At 39.6% G+C, this 26,787-nt stretch carries 18 protein-coding genes; 15 read left to right on the top strand and 3 right to left on the bottom strand.

The annotated features are described in order from the left end of the window. Nucleotides 1-73 precede the first annotated feature (73 nt). From FQ608_RS07000 to FQ608_RS27885, 15 genes are all read left to right on the top strand, one after another. Nucleotides 74-1,513: a hypothetical protein gene (locus tag FQ608_RS07000; protein ID WP_158857114.1), complete on the top strand. Its 1,440-nt coding sequence runs from the start codon at nt 74-76 to the stop codon at nt 1,511-1,513. Between the two features lie 281 nt (nt 1,514-1,794). Continuing rightward, on the top strand, nt 1,795-2,406 hold the full coding sequence (locus FQ608_RS07005; RefSeq protein ID WP_158857115.1) for an RNA polymerase sigma factor: 612 nt from the start codon (nt 1,795-1,797) through the stop codon (nt 2,404-2,406). 75 nt (nt 2,407-2,481) lie between these two features. Then, entirely contained in the window at nt 2,482-3,528 is a 1,047-nt protein-coding gene (locus tag FQ608_RS07010; RefSeq protein WP_234364108.1) for a FecR family protein, read from the top strand. Nucleotides 3,529-3,682: 154 nt separating this feature from the next. Next, a complete protein-coding gene (locus FQ608_RS07015) occupies nt 3,683-6,976 on the top strand; it encodes a SusC/RagA family TonB-linked outer membrane protein (protein ID WP_158857116.1) in 3,294 nt (1,097 codons plus the stop codon). Nucleotides 6,977-6,999: 23 nt separating this feature from the next. Next, nucleotides 7,000-8,451, top strand: a complete 1,452-nt coding sequence (locus tag FQ608_RS07020) for a RagB/SusD family nutrient uptake outer membrane protein (RefSeq protein ID WP_158857117.1) — start codon at nt 7,000-7,002, stop codon at nt 8,449-8,451. Between the two features lie 222 nt (nt 8,452-8,673). After that, nucleotides 8,674-10,143: a BNR-4 repeat-containing protein gene (locus FQ608_RS07025; RefSeq protein WP_158857118.1), complete on the top strand. Its 1,470-nt coding sequence runs from the start codon at nt 8,674-8,676 to the stop codon at nt 10,141-10,143. Between the two features lie 192 nt (nt 10,144-10,335). After that, nucleotides 10,336-12,981 (top strand): PQQ-dependent sugar dehydrogenase, encoded by a 2,646-nt coding sequence (locus FQ608_RS07030; RefSeq protein WP_158857119.1) that lies wholly within the window; start codon nt 10,336-10,338, stop codon nt 12,979-12,981. 517 nt (nt 12,982-13,498) lie between these two features. Then, complete coding sequence (locus tag FQ608_RS07035) at nt 13,499-14,104, top strand: RNA polymerase sigma factor (protein WP_158857120.1); 606 nt, start codon at nt 13,499-13,501, stop codon at nt 14,102-14,104. A 116-nt stretch (nt 14,105-14,220) separates the two neighbouring features. Continuing rightward, nucleotides 14,221-15,312 carry a FecR family protein gene (locus FQ608_RS07040; protein WP_158857121.1) on the top strand — a complete coding sequence of 364 codons (1,092 nt, stop codon included), beginning with the start codon at nt 14,221-14,223 and terminating at the stop codon, nt 15,310-15,312. Between the two features lie 141 nt (nt 15,313-15,453). Beyond that, on the top strand, nt 15,454-19,011 hold the full coding sequence (locus FQ608_RS07045; protein WP_158857122.1) for a SusC/RagA family TonB-linked outer membrane protein: 3,558 nt from the start codon (nt 15,454-15,456) through the stop codon (nt 19,009-19,011). Between the two features lie 22 nt (nt 19,012-19,033). Then, nucleotides 19,034-20,629, top strand: coding sequence for a RagB/SusD family nutrient uptake outer membrane protein (locus FQ608_RS07050; RefSeq protein ID WP_158857123.1), 1,596 nt, complete (start codon nt 19,034-19,036; stop codon nt 20,627-20,629). 247 nt (nt 20,630-20,876) lie between these two features. Further along, the gene (locus tag FQ608_RS07055) at nt 20,877-22,871 is read left to right on the top strand and encodes a DUF5060 domain-containing protein (RefSeq protein ID WP_158857124.1); all 1,995 of its coding nucleotides are present in this window, start codon (nt 20,877-20,879) and stop codon (nt 22,869-22,871) included. A gap of 361 nt (nt 22,872-23,232) precedes the next feature. Beyond that, nucleotides 23,233-23,487: a hypothetical protein gene (locus FQ608_RS07060; protein WP_158857125.1), complete on the top strand. Its 255-nt coding sequence runs from the start codon at nt 23,233-23,235 to the stop codon at nt 23,485-23,487. A 135-nt stretch (nt 23,488-23,622) separates the two neighbouring features. Then, nucleotides 23,623-23,940 carry a hypothetical protein gene (locus FQ608_RS07065; RefSeq protein WP_158857126.1) on the top strand — a complete coding sequence of 106 codons (318 nt, stop codon included), beginning with the start codon at nt 23,623-23,625 and terminating at the stop codon, nt 23,938-23,940. A gap of 201 nt (nt 23,941-24,141) precedes the next feature. After that, nucleotides 24,142-24,447 (top strand): sulfatase-like hydrolase/transferase, encoded by a 306-nt coding sequence (locus tag FQ608_RS27885; RefSeq protein ID WP_317168901.1) that lies wholly within the window; start codon nt 24,142-24,144, stop codon nt 24,445-24,447. Between the two features lie 189 nt (nt 24,448-24,636). On the opposite strand, the gene FQ608_RS07075 is transcribed toward FQ608_RS27885, so the two are convergent. The 3 genes from FQ608_RS07075 to FQ608_RS07085 form a co-directional block, all read right to left on the bottom strand. Next, entirely contained in the window at nt 24,637-25,509 is an 873-nt protein-coding gene (locus tag FQ608_RS07075) for an SDR family oxidoreductase (protein WP_158857127.1), read from the bottom strand. Nucleotides 25,510-25,861: 352 nt separating this feature from the next. Beyond that, nucleotides 25,862-26,182, bottom strand: coding sequence for a type II toxin-antitoxin system PemK/MazF family toxin (locus FQ608_RS07080; RefSeq protein ID WP_234364109.1), 321 nt, complete (start codon nt 26,180-26,182; stop codon nt 25,862-25,864). A gap of 14 nt (nt 26,183-26,196) precedes the next feature. Next, on the bottom strand, nt 26,197-26,427 hold the full coding sequence (locus FQ608_RS07085) for a hypothetical protein (protein WP_158857128.1): 231 nt from the start codon (nt 26,425-26,427) through the stop codon (nt 26,197-26,199). Between the last annotated feature and the right edge of the window lie 360 nt (nt 26,428-26,787).

Raw genomic sequence — 26,787 nt, forward strand, 5'->3', positions numbered from 1 at the left:
GCAAAAAAGGGCGAAGTGATACAGATTTTGAAATTTGAAGGGATCCGGCTAATTTCAAGTTTATTTAAACGATATGAAAAAAGCAGTAATTGTCATAATCATCCTAATCCAAAGTTTTCAAGCGGAAGTAATTGGCGAAATAAGAGAGAAATTTACTAGTGAAACCAGCAGCCCGGGCGATGAAATAATGCCGTACGAAAAGAACCCGTTTTATTGGCAATATAAACAAAAACCAATTTACCTGAGAGGAGGGAGTGATAATGATAATCTATGGCAATGGACAGGAACTAGGCTTACCGAACATTTGGATTTGCTTACCTCTGTTGGAGGTAACTATGTGCGTAATACAATGTCGGACAGGGATGAGGGAGATGTATTTGCATACTATAAATTGGATAATGGAAAATACAACCTTGGGGAATGGAATCAGGAATATTGGGACAGGTTAGTTTATTTTCTTGAAGAGACAACCAAAAGAGGTATTATTGCCCAGTTAACTCTCTGGGATTGTTATGACCTCTCCGGCACATCATTCGATAAGCATCCATTCAATCCGAAAAATAATGTAAACTGGGAAGAAGGATTGGTTGGCGGAATGGAGGATTTTTATGGTGGTTCATTGTCAACTGACAATCAAGAAGTCCTCAAGATTCAAAAGGAATTTGTTCAAAAGCTTCTTTCAGTAACCCTTCAATTTGATAATGTACTCTATAATATTACTAACGAAAGCTTTCTTAGTCTTGAGTGGGAGGATTATTGGGCTGCATTTGTACAGGATTTAGCTCAAAAAAATGGGAAAACAATCTATATAACCAGTATGAATATAGTTGCTTCTACCGGAGTAAGACACGTTATGAATAGAAGAAACCTCTATTCATTTGTGGAAATTTCCCAAAACAATCAAGAATCAAGAGGAGCTAGGGGAAAGGCACACTGGGAAAATGTTGTTAAATGGAGACGGATTCTAGAACTTCAGGAGGAGGGAGCAATGCCTATGAACAACGAGAAGATTTATGGCTCTAGGGAAAATACAAACTATTCTTTTGGAACTGGTACAGAGGCAGAAGACAGATTTTGGAAGAATGTTTTTGGTGGGGCTGCCTCTGTACGCTTTCATAGACCTGATGGTGGAATGGGTTTATCCGAAAGAGCCCGGATAAATATAAATGCGTTGTCGATGTTTTTGGAGGAATTTGATATCTTTTCTTCCGGTCCGTACACGGAAATAGATTTTTATGCCGAATCCGAAGGTTATGCTTTAGCCAATATTGGAAAGGAGTTTGCTGTTTATCTTCCTGCTGGAAGATATTCACTGGAACTCGATCCTTGGCTTTTAGCCAAAAAAGTAAGTATTAAGTATCTGGATTTTGATTCGGCTACGTGGTCGGAGGAAGAAACCTTGGAATTAACCTGGGAAAAGGGTCTAAGTGAATTCTTTGGGTACCAACAGGGAATCCAAATTACTTCTCCTTCCAATCGCCCTTGTATAGCAGTAGTCAGATTTTTAGAATAGGATAACGAAAAAATCAAATGGATAGAGAGAAATTCATAGTTAATACTAATATCATTTTTCAATATGGTTTTGATAAATCTGAATTTAATCAACTGTATATGAAAAGGTTAGATTAATATGATTAAGATTTTTTAATATTATAGGTTACATTTCCAGTTATATCCGCTTTGTCAAGTGAAGACCGATTCTTATTTGCTTTTTGTAATCAAATACAGAATAAGAAATTAACATTAAGCCATTGCTGAATAAATTAAGTAAGGGCTGAAAAGCCAGAACCCAAAATGCCTGTGAAAAAATTTTTACCGTCGTATCTTGAATCCGAGAAGGCTTTATCTATTGAAGAACCCGGTGCATTCTCCTCGGATGCATCGGCTTGGAAAGCGTTTAGGGAAGGAAATGAGTCTGCGTTCATTTATATCTATGAGTGCTATTTTCATGTATTGTATGCGTATGGCTTTAGGATTATGGCTGATTCTTCCGTTGTCAAAGATGCCCTTCAGGATATGTTTATTAACCTGCGGGAACGTAGACAGTATCTTGGGGATACAGATGATATTAAGTTTTATCTCTTTAAGTGCCTCAAAAGACGTTTGATTAAGGATTTTTCAACTTGGCAAGGGAGAAAGGAAGGATTGGAAGCGATTCCAGAAGGGATCCATTTTGCCCTTTCCCATGAGACCCAATTGATAGATCAACAGCTTACCGGGGAAAAGATAGTCAAGCTGAACGCAGCCATTGCACAATTGAGCCCACGTAAAAGAGAAATAATCTACTACAGCTTCTACGAGGGTCTTTCTTACGCACAAATTCAGGAGATTATGGGGTTGGAAAATCAGCAAACTACCAGAAACCTGATGTATAAAGCCATCAGGTATTTACGGAAAATGATTTAGTCTGATCAGGTTTTACACTTTCAAAAAACTGGAAATTAATACTACACCAACATTATCAGCTTGCCTGTGAGAGAAATGAAAAACATAGAAGACTTTTTGACCCATCCTGAATTTATCCGATGGGTTAAACGGCCGGACAAGGAACTCGATGCCTATTGGAACCAATGGCGTAAAGCCAATCCGGAGCAACTTTCCTCCATGCGCTTGGCTAAGGAAATATTACTTAGAACTGAGTTTGACCACTCGGAACCGCCTACGGGAATGAAGGACGAAGTGCTGCAGCATGTCCTTAGGCTAAGGGAAAGAGCTGCACCTTCATCATCAAACATTGGTGAGAAACACCGACCGAAATGGACTTGGATTTTTTGGGATGGATTAGGACAAATGAGTCGGGTAGCTGCCATTTTAGTAGCCAGTTTTGTACTTGGGTGGGTTTTAGCGCCAATTTCTCAGGTAAACCTAGAGCCGCATCTAGCCCAGATTGAAGAAACATATATACAAAAAATCACCGGAAAGGGGGAAAAAATGCAGCTTACCCTATCCGATGGCACAAAGGTATGGCTAAACTCCTCCAGCGAAGTAACCTTTCCTGAGAAATTCGGAAACGAAAATCGGGAGATCAGTCTTAGGGGAGAGGCTTATTTTGAGGTGGTGCGGGACAGTTTGAGACCTTTTATGGTTCAGACCCATGATTTGCAGACCACTGTTCTCGGTACCAGCTTCAACGTCAATACCAAGGAGTCAGGGAAAACCAAGATCGCCCTTTTGAGCGGAAAGGTGGAGGTATCGTCATCACAAAGCCAAGTTTCTTTGGTGCCAGGTGAAATGCTAAATTTTGACAATGTCAACGCCACCTTTGATATTACTGGCTTTAGTACGTCGCAAGTACTTGGTTGGAAAGATGGAGTGCTTCGGTTTCAAAAGGCTTCACTCCGGGAGGTGAAGGAAGGCCTTGAAGAGTGGTATGGCGTAGAAATCAAACTTAAAAATGAGAAGGGTATAAACTGGCAGTTTTCCGGGGAATACCCGCAGCAGATACTGGAGGAAGTACTTGAGAGTATGTCATATATCAAGGATTTTGACTATCAGATAAATGATAAGGTAGTAACACTAACTTTCTGAGACTATGAACAATACAGACACATCATAGAGAAAGCCGAAGAGTAGCTATCTACCTTCTAAATAAAAAAGAAACCTGCGCATGGCAATCATTGGGGAATGGCACCATGGCAGGTTTGGTTTACCGAAATCGATTATTCAATAAACTTATGTAAATATGAAAAATAAATTACTAAAGACAATCATTATGTTGTCCAAATGCTTTCTATACGGTTTAGTCTTGCAGACCCTGCTGCTAAACTTGGTTTTGGCCCTGAATGCGAACGGGCAATATAAAAATATAGAGGAGGTTAGGGTTACCCTTTCATCAGATCAGTTGAGTCTAAACCAGTTTTTCAAGGAGGTGCAGCGGCAGACACCCTTTAAGTTTTCCTATGAACACAGGGATGTAGACCGGCAGCTATCGGTAACATTCGCAAAGAAAGAAGGCCCGGTCATTGATTTCTTAAGGGAGGCCGCACAGCAGAGTGAGCTTTCCTTTCGGCAGGTAAATCACGGGATTGATGTGTTGAAAAGGAATAATGGTGGAGTTGAGGTGATTGATGATGTGGATATAATTTCAATAACTGGTACCATATTGGATGAAAATGGAGAACCCTTGCCGGGGGCAACTGTCACAGTAGAAGGTTCCACTGTAGGTACAGTTACAGATATTGATGGCAATTATTCAATTGATGTAGATGAAGGTGCTGTTTTGGTGGTTTCATTTATTGGATATAAGACCAAAAGAATTACCGTTACCAATCAAACTCAGGTTAATTTTGCTATGGAACTGGATGAATCTTCTTTGGAGGAGGTGGTTGTTATAGGATATGGAGAAGTTCAGAAATCAGATCTAACTGGTTCCGTATCCTCCGTTAAAGGTTCAGACTTGGCAGCATTTCCTGCTTCCAATCCTGTGCAGGCATTATCTGGCAGAGCGGCAGGTGTTCAGGTAACTCAAAATACTGGAGCACCAGGTGCGCCTATTAGTGTGAGAATTAGAGGGACAAATTCAATTCAGGGAAATAATGAGCCACTATATGTTATTGACGGATTTCCCTATTCCGGCAATCCAAATCTATTGAATAATCCTGACATTGAGTCTGTCGAAATTCTTAAAGATGCTTCTGCTACTGCAATTTATGGTTCAAGGGGTGCAAATGGTGTAGTCTTGATAACTACAAAAAGAGGTAAAGGTGGTGTAACCAAAGTTGATTACGAGGGCAGTGTCAGTATTCAAAAAATAAGAAATAAAATTGATTTAATGGATGCTAGAGAGTTTGCTACCTTTTATAATATTCAGGCTACCAATGATAATTTAACACCCTATTTTTCCAATGAGGAAGTGAATAATTTTGAAAGAGGCTATGATTGGCAGGACGGAATATTCCAAGATGCCCCGATCAACAGCCAATCATTGTCTATTTCAGGTGGTACTGAAAAAACGCAGTTTCTTATAAGCGGGAGTTTCTTCAACCAAGACGGGATAGTACGTAATAGTAATTTCAACAGAACGTCTTTAAGAGCAAATGTCTCTCATAAGCTTAATGATGTTTTTTCAGTAGATTTTAACACGACTCTTAGCCGGATAGACTCTGACAGGCAAAGTTCGGGGGGAGGCAATAGAGGTGGCTCTCTAATCTCTGGAATCCTTTCAGCTCCACCTACTTTGACACCCTATGAAGATGATGGTGGATTTACAATGTTGAATACAGCCTATTCTTTCAGCTCCAATGTGATAGTAAATCCTTTTAACTATACAGACTTTCAAACCGATCATTTAAAGTCAAACAATGTGTTAACCAATGCAGCAGTTACCATTAGACCAATAAAAGGACTGTCCATAAGAATTTCCGGAGGAATTGAAAATGCTGACAACAGAACGGATTTTTATCGTCAGACCCAATTTGTGAACTCTTTCGGGAATGCAAATATTGCCTCCACTCAGTATACAAGTATATTGAATGAGAACATTATTAATTATACGAAGTCATTCGGTAATTCTCATCATCTAACAATTACTGGAGGATTTACCTATCAAGACTTTCTTAATACATCATTGAGCGCCTCCGGTTCCGGTTTTATAAGCGATGTCAGCGAAACCTATGAACTATCAGCAGCAGAAATCTTCAATGTTCCAAACACGTCTTATTCGAAAGCAGTTCTTTTATCCTATCTCGGCCGTGTTAATTATGGATTTAAAGATAAATTGCTAGCTACAATAAGTTTTAGATCGGATGGGTCTTCTCGCTTCTCTCCTGGGGAAAAGTGGAGTTTTTTTCCCTCGGCGGCCCTTGCTTACAGATTATCAGAAGAAGATTTCATCAAGAGAATAGATTTTATTTCTGACCTTAAAATACGGAGTAGTTTCGGAGTAACAGGAAATCAGGCCATTTCACCCTACCAGACTTTAAACCAATTATTTGCAAGAAAGACAGTTTTTAACTCTGCCCTGTTTACATCATATGCTCCGGGAACACGGTTACCCAACAACCTAAAATGGGAAACAACTTTTCAGACGAACATTGGATTAGATTTGGGTTTGTTTGATAATCGTATCTTTTTCACAATGGACTATTACAAGAAAAATACCCGCGATTTGTTAAATACAGTTTCCCTTCCCGCTTCATTGGGATATTTAACAACACTTCAGAATATAGGTGAAGTTGAGAACAGGGGTCTTGAGTTAAATGTTGACGCTCAAATTTTAGAAAACAATTTCAAATGGAAACTTAACGGAAACATATCATTCAACAGAAACAAGGTAATAGAATTGTATGACGGACAGGATATTCTTAGTCAACCAATAAATATTGCTGTAGTAAATGATGTTGTTAATATATTACGGGAGGGGCTTCCAATGGGTGTTTTTTATGGTTTTAAGGAAAGTGGATATGATGAAAATGGAAAAATTAAATTTGTCGATTTTAATGAAAACGGGATGCGTGATGCTGGTGATAAGACTGTTATTGGCGATCCAAACCCAGATTTTATTTATGGATTGAACTCCACCATGTCTTATAAAAACTTTGATCTTAACATTTTTATACAAGGTTCATATGGGAATGATATTTTCAATGTTAGTGCGATTAACCAAACCCTGGATTATGGGTTTGGCTTGAACCTGCCACGTGAAGTATTGTATGATAACTGGACGCCAGAAAATGTAAATGCAAAATATCCTGTTATTAGCAGAACTACCCAGCCCCAAATATCTGACAGGTTTGTAGAGGACGGCTCATTTCTTCGGTTAAGAAATATTCAATTGACCTATAATTTCCAGATTGAGCGGTTAAGATATGTCCAAGTATATCTGAGTGCGCAAAATTGGATAACATTTACAAAATATTCATGGTTCGATCCCGAAATAAATACCTATGGGAGTGGCAACTCCATAAGACAAGGGATAGATCACTATAGTTATCCTACCGCAAAGACGTTCACAGTTGGGTTACGCTTGGGATTCTAATTTAAACATTTAATGTAAAAAACATGAAAAATTATATAAAAGTAACATATTCATTTGCTATGCTATTGTTTTTTGGTTGCAATAGTTTATTGGATGAATCTCCAAAATCATTGGCAGAGGAAACCTTTTATAACACAGCAGCAGAAATTGAAGCCGGGCTATTTGCAATTTATGCTCCGTTAAGAAGTGGTAGTTGTATGGGTGGTTTGTATCCTGCTCAACAAGAAGCAATGCCAGATTATGGCTATGGAAGGGGAAGTTATGTGCCGGTAAGCAATTACCAAGGTCTAGATAATACAAATATATCCCGAGTCGGGCAAATGTGGAATTTGTTTTATGAATCCGTTCGAAATGCAAATCTCGTTATTATAAACACACCCAACGCGGAAATGGTCAGTGAATCTGAAAAAGCACGATTCATCGCTGAAGCAAGATTTATGAGAGGAATGATATACTTCATTATGGTAAGGAATTGGGCTGGAATTCCTTTAAGAACTGAGGCTAATATGACTGTGTCAGATATACCTAGAAGTTCAGTGGATGATGTATACGAATTGATAGTAGAAGATTTGCAATATGCAGATCAAAATTTGCCTGAAAATCCCGCCCAAGCAGGAAGACCTACGTCTTTTGCCGCAAAAACTGTCCTTGCCGATGTATTTCTTCACCAAGGGCTATTTTCACAGGCAGAAGATAAAGCATTGGAAGTTATAGAATCCAATAAATACGCTTTATTAGATACAGAGGATTCTGATAATTTTCAACGAATTTATGGAGCGGATGTAGTTACTACATCAGAAGAGATATTTTATCTTAAATATTCCCGTGAAGACAACCAAGGTTTTAATTTGGTCATGTTCCCCCATCATCCTGGATCAGGACTACATGGTGCTGGTGGATATTTTGCCCATTATACCGACAATGTAACAAATCCTTTCATTGTAAACTGGGACAATAATGATTTACGAAAAAATTACAATATTTATTCTTGGAATATTGGTCTTGGACCTAATACTATGCTATTCAAGAAATTTGTTGACCCAGCAGCCCCGGGTGCGAATTCTGCAGGAAATGATTATCCATTATACAGATATGCAGACCTTCTACTGATTCATTCTGAGGCATCAGCTCGTTCAAACGGGGGACCTAGTACTACAGCCTTGGAGAGTTTAAATCAAGTTCACAGAAGAGCATATGGATTTCCACATAGAAGCCCTTCTCCCATCGATTTTAAACTTTCTGATTACAATTTAAATTCATTTCTCGAACTAGTTATTAAAGAAAGGGGGTATGAAACGATGTTTGAAGGTAAGCGATGGATGGATTTAAAACGTTTAGGAATAGCTGAACGGGTCATACAGGAAGTCCATGGAATGAAAGTTGATCCTAAGCACTATCTATGGCCAATTCCAATTTTTGAAACAGATTTTAATAATGCAATTGATGCCATTACTGATCAGAATCCAGGATATTGAAAAAATGGACAATGAATAGTCTTGCATGCTAATTATCATAAAAGGTAAATCTAAATTTTGAAAAAGAAATTCCCAGATTAGTCCAAGTACCTGGTGGTTCTACAACTTTGGCTTTTAATATTTGTAGGATTTTGCCAGGTTCTGGTGAATGGGGACGCTTACATCGAATGCAGGTAATCTATCTACTTATAAATAGATATTGAAAATATAAATATTTAAATCATGAAAAGAACCATATTTCTATCTCTGCTCCCAGGAGAGAATTGTCATCGGCTTTCCCTTTTATTTGTGATGATTTTTTTTATTGTGGGTCCTGGAATCTGTCAATCCCTGAACAATACAAAACATGCTGGCTACCGGGGCATATGGTTTACCTTGGGGCAGGAAAGTGATGAATATGAGGGAGATAAGTACTCTGGTGGGCTGGCATTTTGTTTCAGTCATACACTTACTCCAATGGCCATTTATTCACCTGAAGTAGATAAGACCTTTTTCGTTTACGGAGGCACCACCGAGTCGGACGAAAAGCATTTGTTGGCCATGGCTTCCTATTACGATCATGCCAACCATCGCGTTCCGAGGCCAACCATAGTCAGAGACCAGCTTGGGGTAGATGATCCCCATGATAATCCGAGCATCACCATAGATGATGATGGTTACATATGGGTTTTTATAGCCGGCAGGGGCCGTAGACGGCCGGGACAGATATTTAAGGCTACCGAACCCTATTCTGTAGATGAATTCGAGGAGATTATCTCACGTGAACAGACCTATTCTCAAATATGGAATGTGCCGGGAAAGGGATTTATGCACCTGTTGACCATGTACACCGGAGGCAGGGAATTATACTGGGAGACGAGCGAAAAGGGAGACGACTGGACGGAAAATCCTTCGGAGGATTTACGTAAGCTGGCAGCCTTTGGTGGACATTATCGAGTAAGCCGGCTTGATCAGAGTAAACAACGTGTTGGATCAGCATTCAACTATCACCCCGGAGGAAGCCCTGACCGGCGGACAAATGTGTATTATGTAGAAACCAATGATTTTGGGAACACTTGGACTACTATAGACGGGCAGGTCCTGTCGCTGCCGCTGGATAATCGTGACAATCCTGCCCTTATCATGGACTACGAGGCAGAAGGTAGGTTAGCATACATTACAAAACTGCTGTTTGATGATGTTGGAAATCCTGTCATACTTGTCGTTACAAGTGATGGGTTCGAACCGGGTCCGAAGAATGATCCGCGAAAGTGGGAAATCATTCACTGGACAGGGGAGGAATGGGTGACCCATGAGATCACGAGGTCAGATCATAACTATGATATGGGTAGTCTTTATATTGACGGGGACCGCTGGACCCTACTTGGACCGGCACTTCCGGGGCCCCAGCCTTATTACACTGGAGGTGAGATTGGACTGTGGCTGTCCACTGATAGTGGTAAATCATGGAATTTACAAAGGGCGGTCACTAAAGAGAGTCCAAGAAATCATAGCTATCTTAGGCGCCCTCATAATCCGGAAGAACCATTTTTTGGCATATGGGCGGATGGAAATTCTAGTGAGTTTTCTATTTCCAACATTTACTTCACAAATTCAGACGGATCGAAGGTGTACATGTTACCTTATACCATGGATGAGGATTTTGCAGAGCCCATTTTGCTGGACCCACCGATACCCCAAGGTCCTAATTGAGGGGGACTTCTGAGTAACACTAAAAAGGATTAATTGGTGCACTAGAGTTATGGAGTGTAACACTGAAAACAATGGTCAAAAGCCAGTAATTAATTACCACGAATTTTATGACAATAAATTATTATAAATATATATTTTTTGTATATCATTTATCACTTCCCTATACAAAGTAGTTTAAATTAAAGGAAAAAAATGAAAAATTTAAATGTTCTATTGTATGTACTCATGTGGATTTTCTTCCAATGTACTTCATCCGATCCTTATAGAGATCAAGTTAAACCAGAATCCAATAGGTTCGAAATAGAATTGTTGGCTGAGGATCTAAATCAACCTATGTCAATGGATATTTTAAATGATGGAAGGGTACTTATTGTTGAGAAAGATGGGGCTGTCAAGGTTTTCGATCCTAATTCAAATCAAGTAAATACAATAGCAGAAATACCTGTGAATAAAAGATTCAGCCAACCATATACCACTTCTGGAAATAAGTATGATGCAGATGATGGTATGCATGGAGTTTTATTGGATCCTAATTTCGACGTCAACAAATTTATATATTTATACTATTCTCCAGAGAGTGAAGATCCTAAGAGTTTATTGGTTCGATATAAATGGGAAGGTGATTCCCTCGATTTAGATTCGAAAAATATATTATTGGAGTGGAGTACACAACGAGAAAGATGCTGTCACTGGGGAGGGGGAATGGTCTTTGATCAGGATGGAAATTTGCTTTTAGCTATTGGTGATAATTCTGGATTTAATCTAAAAACCGAATTCGGAGATTCTCGTAGAACTTCCGGTAATTCAAATGATCTCAGGGGATCTATACTTCGAATAAAACCTGAATTAGATGGGACTTATACCATTCCAGATGGAAATTTATTTTCCGAGAAAAACCTTAATTCAAGACCTGAAATTTATATAATGGGAGTCAGAAACCCATGGAGGTTAAGCACAGACAGCAAAACTGGTTGGTTATATTGGGGTGAAGTGGGTGAAAGCACTGATGAATTTAATAGTGCACAAGAGGCAGGAAATTTTGGTTGGCCATTCTTCATAGGTAATAATGAAAAAAACGCTAAAATAGAAACTGAATATGATACTACACATATCACCAACAACTCCCCTTACAATACTGGTTTGACGGAATTGCCCTCTCCTCCAGTCCCAGCGTTAGTCTGGTATGACCGTAATCCGTCCGAGATTTTTCCAATACCAGGTAGTGGTAGCCTAAGTGCTGTTGGAGGGCCTTTTTATCGAAAAGCAGATTTTGCAAGTGCCATTAGACCATTTCCTGCTTATTATGATGGTAAATGGTTTGTTACTGATTATGTTAGAGGTTGGGTTATGGTAATTGAAGTGGATGAAAAAGGAAACTTTAAAGCGATTGAAGAATTCATGCCAGAAGGCACGTTTACGGGGATTAATGATATGGATTTTGCACCGAATGGAGATCTCTATATATTGCAATACGGGCATGACTCGTATGAGTCATATGCCAAGGATGCAAAATTATTTAGAATAAAATATAATGATGGAAATCGCAAACCTATTGCAAAAGCAACATCAGATAAGAGATCAGGATCTGTTCCGATGGAAGTAACACTATTGACAAAGGGAACTATAGATTATGATAATAATATCAACCAATATAAATGGATTATTACGTCAGAAAATGGTGAATACACCACATTTAATGAGCAACAACCGGTTGTAAGCATAAATATTCCTGGTGTATATCAGGCTATCCTTACTGTCACAGATTCAGAAGGAGCCACCGATTCCGATACTTTAGAAATTATTACTGGAAATGATCCTCCTAAAGTAACTTTTGAATTTTTTGAAGCAAATAGTAGTTTTTATTTTCCCGGAGATCAATTACAATACTCAGTTCATATAAGCGATCAGGAAGATGAGGAGATAGACTATTCACGGATGAACGTTTGGGCCGATTATCTACCAGAAGGATTCAATTTGAAATATTTTATAGAGACAATTGAAAAGTCATCTACATATTTACCAGCGAAGTCTATATTAGGAGAACAGCTTATAGAGCAAAATAAATGCAATCAATGTCATTATTTAGATCAAAAGGCTGTTGGTCCTTCATTTAAAGAAATTGAAAATCGCTATCAAGAGGTAGAAAATGTTTACGAACTGTTGTCTGAAAAGATAATTGGAGGAACCAGAGGCACTTGGGGACAAGCTGAAATGCCAGCACATCCATCTATTACGCTGAATGAGGCTAACGCAATTATTGAGTTTATTTTGAATTCAACAGAAAAAAATGAATCAAGAGGGAGCTTGCCAATAAGTGGTAGTATATCAGTACCTGATGAGGCTAACGCTGGATATATGATTTTCAAAGCGTCATATAAAGATAGTGGATTTGAAGAGATTCCATCAATAGAAACTGTAGAAATAGTTGGATTAAGAGATTCTAGAGTCTTTGTATCGGATGTTGATACAACGAGGAATATGCGCTTATATGTCCCACATTTTAAACAACCTAACCATTTGATTCCAAATGATACAATGTCCTTTATTGGCTTAAGGAATATCGATTTATCAGGTATTAATAAGGTTAGTTTAGATTTAATCAATTTGTCCCAGGTAAATGATTCAGGTTGGGGAATAACGATACGAACTAATTCCGTTAATGGTGAGATTATAGGGTCTACAATGATTGGTGATATGGTAGAGGTTGATGAAGGGTTTTATCAAATACAAATACAGCCAATTTCTGGAAAGAGGGACTTATATATAGAGTTTAATAATAATAGTTTTAAGAAAGATTTAGTTCAGTTTGAAATAAGAAGTTTGAAATTTATTAAATAAATTGAATCGCTCATGTGCGAAACCAACTCTTTAAATAATTTGATCTAAGAATATAACAAAATAAAAGATGGGAACCTGTTTGAAGCTTTCCCATCTTTTTTCTATTGTTGTTTCGATTAAGAATCAACAATATGAAACAAATCAATATTGAATTTTGTCCAGGCATTTTTTATCGGCTAACTTTTATCCCTAGTCCCTAAGGAAATTGTCTCTTATTATCTTGAAAACGTATCACTTCGGCAGCTACAAATGAAACCATAGATCTGAACGTCATGGAACTTCCCGGAAACTGCATAGCGGTATTCGACAATGGGAACAGAGCTACTCAAGGTTTGAAAAGTAGGCCAGTTCCAATAAGTATTTTGTAACCCTCAAAAGGACAACGCCAAATTTGATTGGATGCTGATTATTGACTATTCCCAAACTTCTCTATCCTTATCAAGAAATATTTCTCTCTTATCTCTATTGTCTTTACTAAAAAAACTAAATACATTAGTTTTAACAAACCAATAAACCCTTGCGCCAACAAAACCCAAATAACGAATCCCATTTAGATGCCTATTTGTGGCAACAGCTCAAAAACGGAGACGGGAAGGCTTTTGAGCGGATTTATATAATTTATGTGGATGACTTGTATCGGTTTGGGAAAAGTATAACAGATAGGCATGCATTTATCAAAGATTGTATTCAGGATGTTTTTATTGATTTGTGGCATTATAGGGCCAAACTGACTGACAACGTTCATATTAAGTTTTATCTTTTTCGGGTCCTCTCAAACAGAATTCAGCGTCAGATTGGAAATGAGCGGAAAAGTAAAAATCAGGAGTACGGGGAGTTTTTTGATAAAAACATCTTTCAGCCGTCTTCTGAAGATGATTGGATTTGCAATCACGAATTATCGGTCAGCAATAATAAGCTTGAGAAGGCCCTTTCTATGCTTCCGGTAAGGCAAAGGGAAGTGATCCATTATGTTTTTTTTGAGAAGTTGACCTACGAACAGGTGGCAGTGATTATGGAGATTACTATTAGATCTGCCTATACGTTGACTTGGAAAGCGCTTCAAACCATGAAAAAATCATTTTTATATATTATTTTATTACTATATAATTCAATATTTTTTTAAGTAAAAGATAAAATCATTGCACATTTATTGAAAGATGTTAAAATTTTAAAAAAAAACGCATTTTTAAAGGATACATTTTCATCTTTTTTACCTCTTTATCATGAAAAGTTTTTCCTATGGAATTGTCGAGTCAAACCACAGAAGATTTTGTTTTGGATCCTGAATTCAGAAAGTGGGTGCTTTCTCCGAATAATAGTCGAAATATTCGTTGGGAGCGTTATTTACAGGAGAATCCAGGTAGAAGAGATGCAATACTTTTGGCAAAAAGTATCGTATTGAACCTCGACCATTCATGTTTTGATAAGGATGGCCTGAGTGAAGCGGACAAAGTCCATATTTGGAATAAAATAAAAGAAGGTGCAACACAAAGTGGTGCTTCGAAATCGATAGGTTCAGTCGTTGTTCCAATTTCTTCTGAGGCAATATTGAAAAAAAGGAGAACTAATAAGGGTAGTTTTTTGGGTATTTGGAGGTATGCCGCAATAATACTTTTTTCCCTGGGACTCGGGTGGCTGTGGATTATTAATATTGAGAATCAAGATGAGGAAGTACTTGCAGTTGCGAATTGGCAAAATTATGAAACCCCACTTGGTGTCAAATCTACCATTACGCTGAGCGATGGTTCCGTAGCAACATTGAACTCAGGAACCAAGATCAGGTATGTCGAAAACTTTATTGGGTCCGAACGGGAAGTTTTACTTGAAGGAGAGGCATTTTTTGAGGTAGCAAGCGACAGCACCAAACCCTTTGTGGTCCATGCTGGGGGGCTTTCGACCCGTGCGTTGGGTACATCATTTAATATCAAGGCATTTGAAGACGAAATGACTGAGGTTGCACTCGTGACCGGGTCAGTTGAGGTGAGAGATACAGAAGGATCAAATGTCGAACGAATACTCCCCGGCGAGGGTGTCTTTTCCATTCCGGGTAAGGGGAACATGAATCGACAAAGGGTGAATTTGGACCATATTACTGCTTGGATGCAAAAAACTATTGTTTTCGATAAAACGCCGTTTAGTAAAGCAATGCTTACCCTTGAAAAATGGTATGGGGTCCAAATCAACGTGGTCAATCTTAAGGAAAAGGATTTGAAGATTACGGGCAGGTATCAGGATGAGACCCTGAAAAACATCCTGGAAGGTCTGGGTTATGGAACCAGTTTAGAATACCGTATCAATGGAAAAGAAGTGACGATCAAATTTAAAGAATAAACCCAATTGTTGCCTATGTAGAAAACTAAAAAATAAAAAGGCTGAAAGTGCGCCAACACTTCCAGCCAAAAACCACCGAAAGCGGAGCCTTCGGTGATGAAAATTTAAACCCTTTGGTAAAGTTTAAACAGTTGTAAAGTTATGAAAAAAAACTTACGGTCGTACCTATTGTACATGTCCAAAAAACTACTACACATATCATTGGTCCAGTGTTTGACGATTACCATTCTCTTTGCTTGGGACGGCAATGCCCAAGTCAAACGGATAGACGAAATTCGGTTGAACATTGAATTTAAAGAAACCAGTATAATTCAGGCCTTTCGACAGATTGAAAGGGAGACAGGATTGAATTTTGTTTATTCCAACAAGGAGATAGGGAATTCCGACATGCTCACCGTGGGCAAAAAGGAAAATCTTTATGAAATATTGGTGGAGATTTCAAGGCAAACAAACCTTCACTTCAAACAGATCAACCACAATATTATCGTACGTAAACATACTCCCTCTGATAACGGGCAAAAGGAAGTGAGCATTATTGAGCAGGCGGCCGTCACCGTAAATGGAACGGTGGTGGATGAGAATGGGGTGCCTATGCCTGGCGTGACCATTTTGATAGAGGGCACATCCACTGGCACTGTTACGGATATCGAAGGCAAGTATGTTATCGAAGTAGAGGAAGGTGCGGTACTTGTTTTTTCATTTATAGGGTATGAGAATCAGATACGACTTATAGGTTCTTCCAATGTAATAGATGTAAGGATGGTCGAGGACGCTAGTTCTTTGGAGGAGGTAGTGGTCATTGGGTATGGTACCAAGAAAAAACGGGATGTCTTGGGTTCTGTAGCCTCCGTAAGTGGAGCTGAAATCACACAGTTGCCATTTGGGTCTTTGGATGCAAGTCTTCAGGGATTGGCACCGGGAGTCCAGGCTGTAGGGTCGGGAGGAACTCCAGGGGCACCGGTGAGGGTGTTAGTTAGAGGAACAAACTCCATTTCTTCAGGCACGGATCCCCTATACATCGTTGATGGCATGCCAATATTTTCAGGTATCACCGGGTTGGAAAGATCACAGAATACCACTCCTCAAAGTCCCCTGTCTACCATCAACCCTAATGACATAGAATCGATAGAGGTTTTAAAAGATGCCGCCGCAACGGCGATTTATGGTTCCAGGGGATCTAACGGCGTGATTATTATAACTACAAAATCTGGAAAGTCTGGTGTGGGTTCCACAGATGTAAACTATTCTACAGGTGTTTCCGACCTTTACCGCACAGCGGATGACATAGGCTTTGCAACTACCGCCCAATGGTTTTCCATCATGGACCAGGCCAGAAGTAATTCAGGGCTTTCTCCATATGATCCCAATTTTAATATTAATCTTTTTATCGACAATCCTAAAGCCAATATGACCCGTCAGGAGGCGGAAAGTACTCAGACAAATTGGTTTGATCATATTTTACGAACAGGATCCTTTCAGGATTTGAATTTATCCACGTCCAGTGGTTCCGAAAAGAGCTCATATTTTTTATCTGTCAATTATAGAGATGATAAAGGTGTTTTAGAAAACAACCGCTTGCAGCGGTTTTCTACGCGGGCAAATTTGGACTTCACTCCGGCCAATAATCTAAAAGCTGGAGCACGGTTGAATTTCACCTATACAAAAAATAACCGGGTGAAATCCGGGGGTGGTGGTCTTGGTGGTGATACCGGGGGTACTGCCGGAGGATGGGTACAAGCGAATTACAATACGTTGCCATGGTATAAAGTCGAAAATCCAGACCACCCCAGTGGCTATTGGAATCCACGATCCGGAACGAATTTGGTGGCTAATATCAACCCTGATTTGTTTTTAGACCAGGTAGATCAGTACAGGGTCTTGGGAAATGTGTTTTTGGATTACAGTTTGCCATGGGTGCCGGGACTTTCACTCCGGTCTGAACTTTCAGTGGATTTTATCCAAAATAACAGTGTCTTTTGGGTCAGTAATACCCTAAGAGAGCTCGGAACTTCCGCCACAGATCAGGCAGTTACCTCCAATAATTTTAATTACAACCTTTACGGAAGTTACGCAAAGAGTTGGGGTCAGCATGATGTGTCGGCCGTGTTTGGTACTGAGTCCCAAAGTACCAGCTTCTATCGAAGGTTTATGTTTGGAGATCAGTTGGTGGGTACCTATCAGCAGTTAGGCTCCCCTGATAACAGGATTGATATGTTTTCGGGAGTTGAGGGGGAAAGATACCTGAGGGCTTATTTTGGACGGGCTGATTATAAGTTTAAGGATAAATACCTTCTTGGAGTTAGTTTAAGAAATGATGCTTCCTCTGTTTTTACTCCTGAGAATAGATGGGGAACATTCACGGCATTATCAGCAGGGTGGATAATTTCCGATGAAGCATTTTTCGATGGGGGTGAATTCAGTCTTCTTAAGCTTAGAGGAAGCTTTGGACAAACTGGCAACCAAAATATTCCCGGTAATCTGGATATAACCAGATACAATGCGAATCGAAGATACGGGGTGCCTGAATTGATTGGTGGGGGATCTTCCATACAAGCAATTGGAAATAGAAACCTCGTTTGGGAGACTACCAATAGTTATGATGTTGGAATAGATTACGGATTACTGTCCGACAGGATCTCTGGTTCCATAGCCTATTATGTACAGGATGTGAAGGATATGTTACTCCAGGTTCCCATACCCTTATCCACCGGCCTTGATGGTGGCAGCAGTATTTGGGCCAATGCCGGTCAATTGATTAATAAGGGATGGGAATTCTCCATTACTTCTGTCAACATAGATAAAAACAATTTTAAATGGACCACCAACTTCAATTTCACGACCAACACCAATAAAGTGGTTGGATTGAATCCTGATGTGGATGCCACAGGCCAAGGGATAATTGCCGGTCAGACCATCACAAGAAAAAATGGGCGGCTAGGAGCATATTTTCTGGCAGAGTTTGCAGGGATTGATGCGGAAAGAGGAGTAGAAATGATCCATGAAATTGACAGGGCCAAGTTTTTGGAAACTGGGGAAACTGTCAAAACCGGAAGGTTAATCCCGGCCACCCAACCGAACGTGCGTGACCATCGGATAGTCAATGAAGACAAAACGGGTTTGCCCACCTATTTTGGTGGTTTGACCAATTCATTTAACTACAAAAGTTTTGACCTAAGTATCTTCCTAACCTTCATGGGTGGCAATCACATCTACGACTATGCGGAACACCGGGGGTCTTATGCGCAGCGTGGACAGTTTATGCTTCGGTCAGCAATTATTGGGAATACTTGGACTCCTGAAAATAGAGATGCGGAATATCCACAATTGAGGTGGGACAGTTCCTATCCTTGGGATTGGAACGCTGCCTCAGGAGAATGGGTGCAAGGTGTTGGAAATTATAACAACGAATCCATCTATCATGACAGATTTTTGAAAAGAGCGGATTTCATGCGGGTTAGAAATATACAGATAGGATATAACCTTCCATTGGAACTTATGTCAAGACTGAAAATTCAGGGCATCAGAATATTTGCTTCGGGCACGAATCTATTTACTTTCACTGATTTTAATGGGTGGGATCCGGAGGTAATAAATATTACCGGAGGTGCCCAAAGCAATAACCTGGCACCTGGTATAATTTCAAACCCCATCTTACCAAATTTAAGAACCTACAGTTGTGGTATCAATGTGAAATTTTAATCCATCGCTTAAATTGAAAGTCATGCAAAAATTAGCTATATATTTTCTCTCAATCCTTATGCTCTTGGGCACAAATGGATGTAATGATGAAGAATTCTTTACCCTGGCCAATCCACCTGAGGATCCGTGGTTGAATTTAAGAGATTTTGAAAGAGCTCCCGTGGGTACATATTGGCTGGCATTTAGAAAGGGAGCTTGGAATAATCTGATTGGAGGTATGCGTCTGCTAAAGACAACCCAAGGAGACAATGTTCAGCTATTGCCAGGAACCTCTGCCAACATCCCTTTCAATGAGATGTATGGCCGAATGGCAAATGTTGAAATTGATAAATCAAGGAATGCTTTTGTGACGGCCTATCAAATTATTGCCTCCTGCAATGCTGCCCTGGATTTTATTGGTAGAAATGGGGGCAATCCTTTTCCAAACGCATCTCAGGCCGATGTCGATAATAATCTCAGAAGGATTGAAGGCGAATTACATTTTATGCGCGGCTATGCCTACTGGGTTTTATCTACGATATTCCTTCCACCATTTGAATCTGGAGGAACAGCCGGATCTAGGCAATTGCCCCTCAGGCTATCATTTGTAGATAATTTTGATGGGGCTAAAGCTCCCGATATGGGTACAGGTCCGGAAATTTATAACCAAATTGTAGATGATCTAAATAAAGCTAAGTCCCTTTTACCGGAACGGTTTAACTCCTCATTGCATCATCCATCTTATGAATTTGGAAGAGCGAACAGATTCACTGCCTCCGCATTGCTGGCAAAGGTGTATTTTATGATGGACCGGGATGCGGAAGCAATACAGGAATTGAATTATGTCATTGATCAAAACGGCGGGGATTATGACCTGTCAGAGGATCCTCTTGAAGCCTTTAATAAGGACAACAGTACTCGGGGAAAGGAAGTCCTTTGGTATGCATTGTATTATGACCCTGTGAATCGGGTAGGGCCTGACGAATTATCGAGTATGACCTTGCGAAGGCAGGTCACCACAGGGGCCAATACGTTTCAAAGATGTACTTGGAACCAATTCACTATAAGTTACAATACCTTAGCTAAAATTGGTTGGATGGAAGATCCTTTGAATGGGAATTATGCTCTTACGGAAGAAGCCATGCAGGATAAAAGATTTAATCAACTCTACAGAAAATTAGATGGTTACAATCCTGACCCGAATGCTGACCCCTTTGTGTATGAAACTATACACTCAGAAGTTGTGACACCAATGGTCTGGTGCGATAAATATTACAGGGGACAGGCAATAGGTCTTCTAGCGAATATACCAGTGATTCGTCTGGCAGAAATGTATTTGACAAGATCTTTGCTTCGGTTAAGGTCTGGGGATATTGGAGGTGCTACAAGTGATTTGAATGTGGTGAGGCAAAGGGCAGGTATCGGTCCTTTGCCGGGTACTATTTCGGAGGAAGCGATCGATAACGAAAGGATCAAAGAATTGGCATTTGAGGGTGACCGGGTAGATTATTTAAGGTCGGCCAAAAAATCCATTCCGGGAGGGGACAGGGGAATCCCGGTCGAGCCTTTTTCGTCAACCTCCTTTGTATGGGCTTTGCCACAGAGTGAACTTGATTTAAACCTGAATTATAGGGATTAATTGACTAGTAATTTTAAGGCATAGTAAAACCCGATCAATGATTTTTATTCATTGGTCGGTTTTTTAATGTTATTGATTTCATATTTTAGTTCACCGTATCTTCACATGCCTAGAATTTCATTTATTAGCTAGATTTTAAATATTTATTGGATTTTAAGTGTGTAATTTTTAATTTGAACATGCACTTAAACTTAATTTCGAGCATTGATAGTGTACTTTTGAATTGTTAAGAATAAAACCCAATAAAATGATAACCAAACCCATCCTGATATCCTCTCTTATATCTTTATTTTTCTTTCACCACGCATTTCTGCTGGCCCAAGATCAACCCCAAGAGCTAGAAAAACTAAACAAATCCGTCACACCATTCTATTTCCCATTACTCTCCTTTACGGACCCCAAGCAGCGGCAAGACCATGGGGATGGGGAAGTTCAGGTTTCTGGAGAACTGAAGGATTGGCATAAGATTACCCTGACAATGGATGGCCCTTTTGCACATGAACTGGACAAAGAACCCAATCCATTTACGGATTATCGCATGACGGTGCGGTTTGTACATGAATCCGGGGAGCCCGAGTATTCCGTTCCCGGTTATTTTGCGGCTGATGGAAATGCTGCCGAGACAGGTGCTGATAATGGCACCAAGTGGCGGGCGCATCTGTCTCCCGATAAAGCAGGTAAGTGGCAATATGAGGTTTCGTTTTTGAAAGGAGAATTAGTAGCGGTATCGGATCAACCATGGTCCAAACCACTTGCACCTTATGATGGGGTAAAAGGAGATTTCAGCATCAATCCGACTGATAAGGACGGAAAAGATTTTCGGGCCAAAGGAAGACTGGAATACGTGGGAGAACATTTCTTAAAATTTAAGGGGACCAATGAATATTTTCTAAAAGTTGGTCCTGATGCTCCGGAGACGTTATTGGCCTATGCGGATTTTGACGGCACCTATAATGTACACACCGAAATCTGGAATACCATTGTCCCCATCAAACATTTCAGGGATCATCTAGGGGACTGGAAGGATGGTGATCCCACTTGGCAGGGAGAAAAAGGAAAAGGGTTGATCGGGGCGGTCAATTATTTGGCATCTAAAGGAATGAACACTTTTTCATTCCTGACTTACAATGCAGGAGGAGATGGCGAAAATGTTTGGCCCTTTATTGAAAGAAATGAAAAGTATAAATACGATTGTTCAAAGCTGGACCAATGGCAAATTGTTTTTGATCATGCGCAGACCAAGGGCTTACATTTGCACTTTAAAACTCAGGAAACAGAAAATGATGATGATAATTATCCGGCTACCAACAAAGCCAGGGGATCTTCCGTAATAGTTGAGTCCCTTGATGGAGGGGATTTGGGGCCACAAAGACGATTATATTACCGGGAATTGATTGCCAGATATGGTTATAATCTTGCGTTGAATTGGAATTTGGGAGAGGAGAATTCTCAAACAACCGAGCAACTCAGCGAGATTACAAAATTCTTTTATGAAAACGATCCCTATAGGCATAATGTAGTGGTGCATACCTACCCACAACAGCAGGATGACGTTTATACGCCCTTATTAGGCAATAATTCTCATTTGACTGGAGTTTCTTTGCAAAATTCATGGGATGCTGTCCACAAGAGGACCCTACAATGGGTTAATGCATCAAAAATGGCCGGAAAACCCTGGGTGGTGGCGAGCGATGAACAAAATCCAGCCGGAACAGGTGTACCTCCGGACCCGGATTTTGGAAATTATGAACCCTTGGATTATGATATCCACGATATAAGAAAAAGTACCTTGTGGGGAAATATAATGGCCGGTGGAGCCGGAGTTGAATATTACTTTGGCAACAGGCACCCGGATAGTGATATGCAAAGTGAAAATTACCGCAGCCGGGATAAATCCTGGGATTACTGTAGCATTGCCCATACTTTTTTTATGGATCATGAAATCCCCTTTTGGAAAATGACCAACCGGAACGCACTAATTTTTAATGAGGACGACGGAAACGAAAAATATTGTCTTGCGCTTGATGGGGAACAATACTTGGTATATCTCGCAGACACACAGACCTCAAAATTGGACCTTAGAGAAATAGAAGGCTCATTTACAGTGAAATGGTTTAACCCGCGAAAAGGAGGAGGACTATTGGATGGCAACATCACCGAAGTTGAAGGTGGGGATATAATCGAATTGGGCTTGCCTCCAGAAGATCTGGAGGAAGATTGGCTGGTTTTTATTTATTTATAATCAATAGCTTCCTAAATATAAATTAGTAAATTTTTCATAATCAAAAAGACCAACCACATAGGACACATAGTTTTTTGATAATTGGGAGGATGATTTATTTGATTAGCGAAAACCAACTATGTGAACTATGTAACTATGTGGTTAAAAAAACCAACAATTGAATTCTTAGATGTAACATATTTGCTTATTCGCAAATGCGTGAAACTTAATACCTCAATGCGCTGTCTTCCCCATCAGAGGTTCGATGGTTAGGTGTTAAAAATATAAAATATTATTATTGAAAGGTATGATAGTAAGGGAATTCAGTATTACTCTCGTAAATTACGCTTTCAGTTAAGGTGCAACACCAAAATCATTAACCATGAAAATGAAATCTCATAAGCCGATATATTGGATTTGCAGGAGCGTTGTTTTCTTGATCATCTCTCTGATGGAAGTCAACTCTGCATGGGCTGTTGAAGGAAGGGTGCAAATAGATTACACGACAAAAGTAGGGGAAAAGAAGAAGGGAAATCATTCGGAAAGCGGAAAAATCAGGGTGGCTACCTGTCAGTTTCCTGTTTCTACCGATATAAAGGAGAATTATGGGTGGATCAAAATGAAGCTGGCATCCTGATCTCTGACCTGGATATTTCAAGTCAGTATTATGATGCAAGCAAGCCATTTAGGTTGGATGCGATTAACGGAAAATTAAATAGCGGGGAAGTGGTTGAGGATCCGAAGTCCGTCAACAAAAAAAGTGTATATTGAGATGTTTCAACCGGGACCCCAGCCTTATTATACAGGAGGGGAAGTGGGGATTTGGACTTCTGAAGACAATGGCAATACATGGTCATTAAAAGGTCCGGTTACCCAAAACAGCCCAAGAAACCACAGTTACCTTCGTCGCCCCCATAATCCGGAAGATCCGTTTTTTGGCATGTGGGCAGATGGCAATTCCAAGGAATTTTCCATTTCTCATATTTATTTCACCAATTCCAACGGTGACAAGGTTTACATGCTTCCATATACCATGGAAGAGGAATTTGAAAAGCCTATCTTAATGGATCCGCCCAGTCCCTTGAAATGATTTGATATACATCAATTTGCCAAAAGCTGTTTTTCCGATACCTTTAATTGAAAAGCAAGTAAAAAGCCAGAAATTACGCCATAAAAAATCCCTTAAACTTTAAGTTTAAAAGTGCAATACTTGCGGTCACAGTTATGGCTTCCTGCTCGGGCCCTTCCCAAACCCAAAGCGACCAACCAAATATTATTTTGATCATGGCAGATGATATGGGATATTCGGACCTTGGATTTTTTGGTGCTGAAAATCGCTACCCCTAATAAAGAGCACCTGGCACGGAATGGTTTGGTGATGACGCAGTTTTACAATACTTCAAGCTGCTTTCCCAGTAGGGCAGCACTGCTTACCGGCCTTTACCAACATGAATACCTGTTTTGGGAACACCGGGGTAACAAAGCCGGCAGAAATGGGAAATGGAAAATTGTTCATAAACAAAGCGAGCGGATTTGGGAACTTTATGACCTGGAGTCCGACCGGACCGAATTGAATGATGTCAGTATTTGGTGTTAGAGTTGGAGCGAAAATACAATGAATGGGCAACAGGTGCCGGGGTATTGACTTGGGAGTAACTGGAAAGGCTTGGAAGGAAGCAAATAATAACTTATTTTCTTTTCTTTGCTTATTAAATTTATTGTATAGGGGAATAGATTATTTAGTTGCTACATCTAGGCTTTATAAGATTCCTTTCAGGGGCAATAATTACTTTTCCAAATAAGGCATTATATCCAGTTGAAATATTTCTTTCATACCCACCGCCCAGTATTGTTCGTCCATACTTGCGGAATCTATCCAGTCCTCATCACTGATAGAACTTCTAAAGCTTATTAATGGTTCGGCTTCGGGGCCGGCTGTAAACCTTAATTGAGAAGGGTTGTTTTCTATGACGTGTCTGATTACCTCTGCCACCACTACAGGGGGAACATGGTTGTCTAATAATGCAAGTACTAAAGCCCTAAATCTTTTGATAGCCGGATAGCTTGTAATTTCAGGAACTGGTTTATTTTTATAAAAAATTCCAGTATCAATTACACCGGGTTGAACAATAGCTACCCTGATGTTAAATTCCTTTATTTCCTGAGCCAAAGATTCACTAAAAGCCTCTACCGCCGCTTTGGAGGCACAATAGGGACCATGAAAATTGGTATATACTTTGCCTGCTATAGAAGTCACATTAATGATGCATCCACTTTTTCTTTCCCTCATGGAAGGCAATACTGCCTGGATACACCGTACAGTACCAAAATAATTTGTTTCCATTATTTTTTTAATTTCCTCTAGGGGTAATTCTTCTATAGGTCCTACAGTATCAATGCCTGCATTATTGATCAGTACATCAATACCAGCCTCTTCAGTAAGAATAAATGTTACGGCCTCCTTTACGGATTCGTCATGGTCTACATCTAACGGGAGAATGGTAATTGGAAGGTTGTTTTTTTCCGCAAGTTCTGCCAATTGGGGGGAATTTTTTGGGTTGCGCATGCTGGCATACACTTTATGTCCATTCTTTGCCAACAATTCGGCTGTTGCAAACCCTATTCCAGTGCTACTTCCTGTTATAAGTATTATGGCCATAATATTTGGGTTTAGGTTGACTATCTATGTTAGTATTGCTTTTTCTAAAGAATGGATTAAAGCTAATAAAAAAACATAGGAGTAGTTAGTAATCAGGTATTAAATGTTGAAATAGAGGTATCAAAAAAGCTGAGCCTAGCAAATGGTTAGGTGGTATTTTGGGCTCAGGTTTAAAACCAAGGCAGGATTGTCCTAAAATAGTGGCTGTAAATGGTATGACTAGGCCTCAGATAGAAAGACTTGGTGTCAGGAATGGAAAATAGAGTTATCAATCCAAAGGATATCAGAACGGATTTTCCCAATATTTATGATTTGTGGTGAGTCCCCTGCCATAGCCGAAACACAAGTTTTTTTATAATTCGAACAATTCTTTCAGTCTTCGATTAACTTCTTGTTGTTGATCTGCAGATAGATTACCTAGTTGCCTTTTGATTAATTCTTTAGGAATAGTTACCAAACGATGTAGTCTGATAACAGATTTTACGGCCAAACCCGTTTTAGCAAAATCACTATCTTTTTGTTTAAGTATTATATCTGAAACAGTTGGCTTAATAGGGATTTGACTACTAATGAAACCAATAATTACATGTTGGTGGTCTCCAATTTCGTTTGTCAGACATACAGCAGGCCGTACTTTTGTAGCACTGAAATCATCAAAGGGAAAAGGGACCAATATGATTTTTATGTTTAATCATTTAAAGGCTTCCCATCAGTAATAGAATAAATATCTTCTAATTTATCTTTGAGAAAGTCAAATGCAGGATTTGTTGAAATTCCAGAAATCCATTCTTTTACTTCGTTTTCATCCTCTTCGATTAAGATAATGATTTTTACTAATTTTCCTCTTACAACCAAAGGCTGGTCGAGAAGTAGTCCACCGTCTTGATTAATTCGTCCTGTAGTCTCTATTGCTTTCATGTCCTTAAATTTATACTAGTTCAATAATATAAAATAAAAATCAAATTCTCCATTCATATGAAACCAATTTGGTGGAAGATACATCTGTTTAATTCCGAACGGGATAAACTTTAAAATGATCAGGCCGATATTCTTGCATCCTTCCCTGAGACTGCCGTTTGCCTCCGAGTGGTTTTCATTCACATGTTCTTTGCCCCAAAGACCGCAAGTTATTGCGGATATTTTTAGTTCAGCAAGACCCAGTTTAAGATTTTAAAGGAGCTTCATTACCCCCTACAATACTCGTTGAACCTTTTGAATTTCCCACTCGTGTATGGGTTGCAACACTTTGCCTTATAAAAATATGGAAACGTCCTTAGC

Source organism: Lunatibacter salilacus (assembly GCF_009797935.1).
GTDB lineage: Bacteria > Bacteroidota > Bacteroidia > Cytophagales > Cyclobacteriaceae > Lunatibacter > Lunatibacter salilacus.

Excerpts from the sequence above, each read along its gene's own strand:
- FQ608_RS07000 (WP_158857114.1), top strand. The coding sequence starts at position 74 with ATGAAAAAAGCAGTAATTGTCATAATCATCCTAATCCAAAGTTTTCAA.
- FQ608_RS07005 (WP_158857115.1), top strand. The coding sequence starts at position 1,795 with ATGCCTGTGAAAAAATTTTTACCGTCGTATCTTGAATCCGAGAAGGCT.
- FQ608_RS07010 (WP_234364108.1), top strand. The coding sequence starts at position 2,482 with ATGAAAAACATAGAAGACTTTTTGACCCATCCTGAATTTATCCGATGG.
- FQ608_RS07015 (WP_158857116.1), top strand. The coding sequence starts at position 3,683 with ATGAAAAATAAATTACTAAAGACAATCATTATGTTGTCCAAATGCTTT.
- FQ608_RS07020 (WP_158857117.1), top strand. The coding sequence starts at position 7,000 with ATGAAAAATTATATAAAAGTAACATATTCATTTGCTATGCTATTGTTT.
- FQ608_RS07025 (WP_158857118.1), top strand. The coding sequence starts at position 8,674 with ATGAAAAGAACCATATTTCTATCTCTGCTCCCAGGAGAGAATTGTCAT.
- FQ608_RS07030 (WP_158857119.1), top strand. The coding sequence starts at position 10,336 with ATGAAAAATTTAAATGTTCTATTGTATGTACTCATGTGGATTTTCTTC.
- FQ608_RS07040 (WP_158857121.1), top strand. The coding sequence starts at position 14,221 with ATGGAATTGTCGAGTCAAACCACAGAAGATTTTGTTTTGGATCCTGAA.
- FQ608_RS07045 (WP_158857122.1), top strand. The coding sequence starts at position 15,454 with ATGAAAAAAAACTTACGGTCGTACCTATTGTACATGTCCAAAAAACTA.
- FQ608_RS07050 (WP_158857123.1), top strand. The coding sequence starts at position 19,034 with ATGCAAAAATTAGCTATATATTTTCTCTCAATCCTTATGCTCTTGGGC.
- FQ608_RS07055 (WP_158857124.1), top strand. The coding sequence starts at position 20,877 with ATGATAACCAAACCCATCCTGATATCCTCTCTTATATCTTTATTTTTC.
- FQ608_RS07060 (WP_158857125.1), top strand. The coding sequence starts at position 23,233 with ATGAAAATGAAATCTCATAAGCCGATATATTGGATTTGCAGGAGCGTT.
- FQ608_RS07065 (WP_158857126.1), top strand. The coding sequence starts at position 23,623 with ATGTTTCAACCGGGACCCCAGCCTTATTATACAGGAGGGGAAGTGGGG.
- FQ608_RS27885 (WP_317168901.1), top strand. The coding sequence starts at position 24,142 with ATGATATGGGATATTCGGACCTTGGATTTTTTGGTGCTGAAAATCGCT.
- FQ608_RS07075 (WP_158857127.1), bottom strand. The coding sequence starts at position 25,509 with ATGGCCATAATACTTATAACAGGAAGTAGCACTGGAATAGGGTTTGCA.
- FQ608_RS07085 (WP_158857128.1), bottom strand. The coding sequence starts at position 26,427 with ATGAAAGCAATAGAGACTACAGGACGAATTAATCAAGACGGTGGACTA.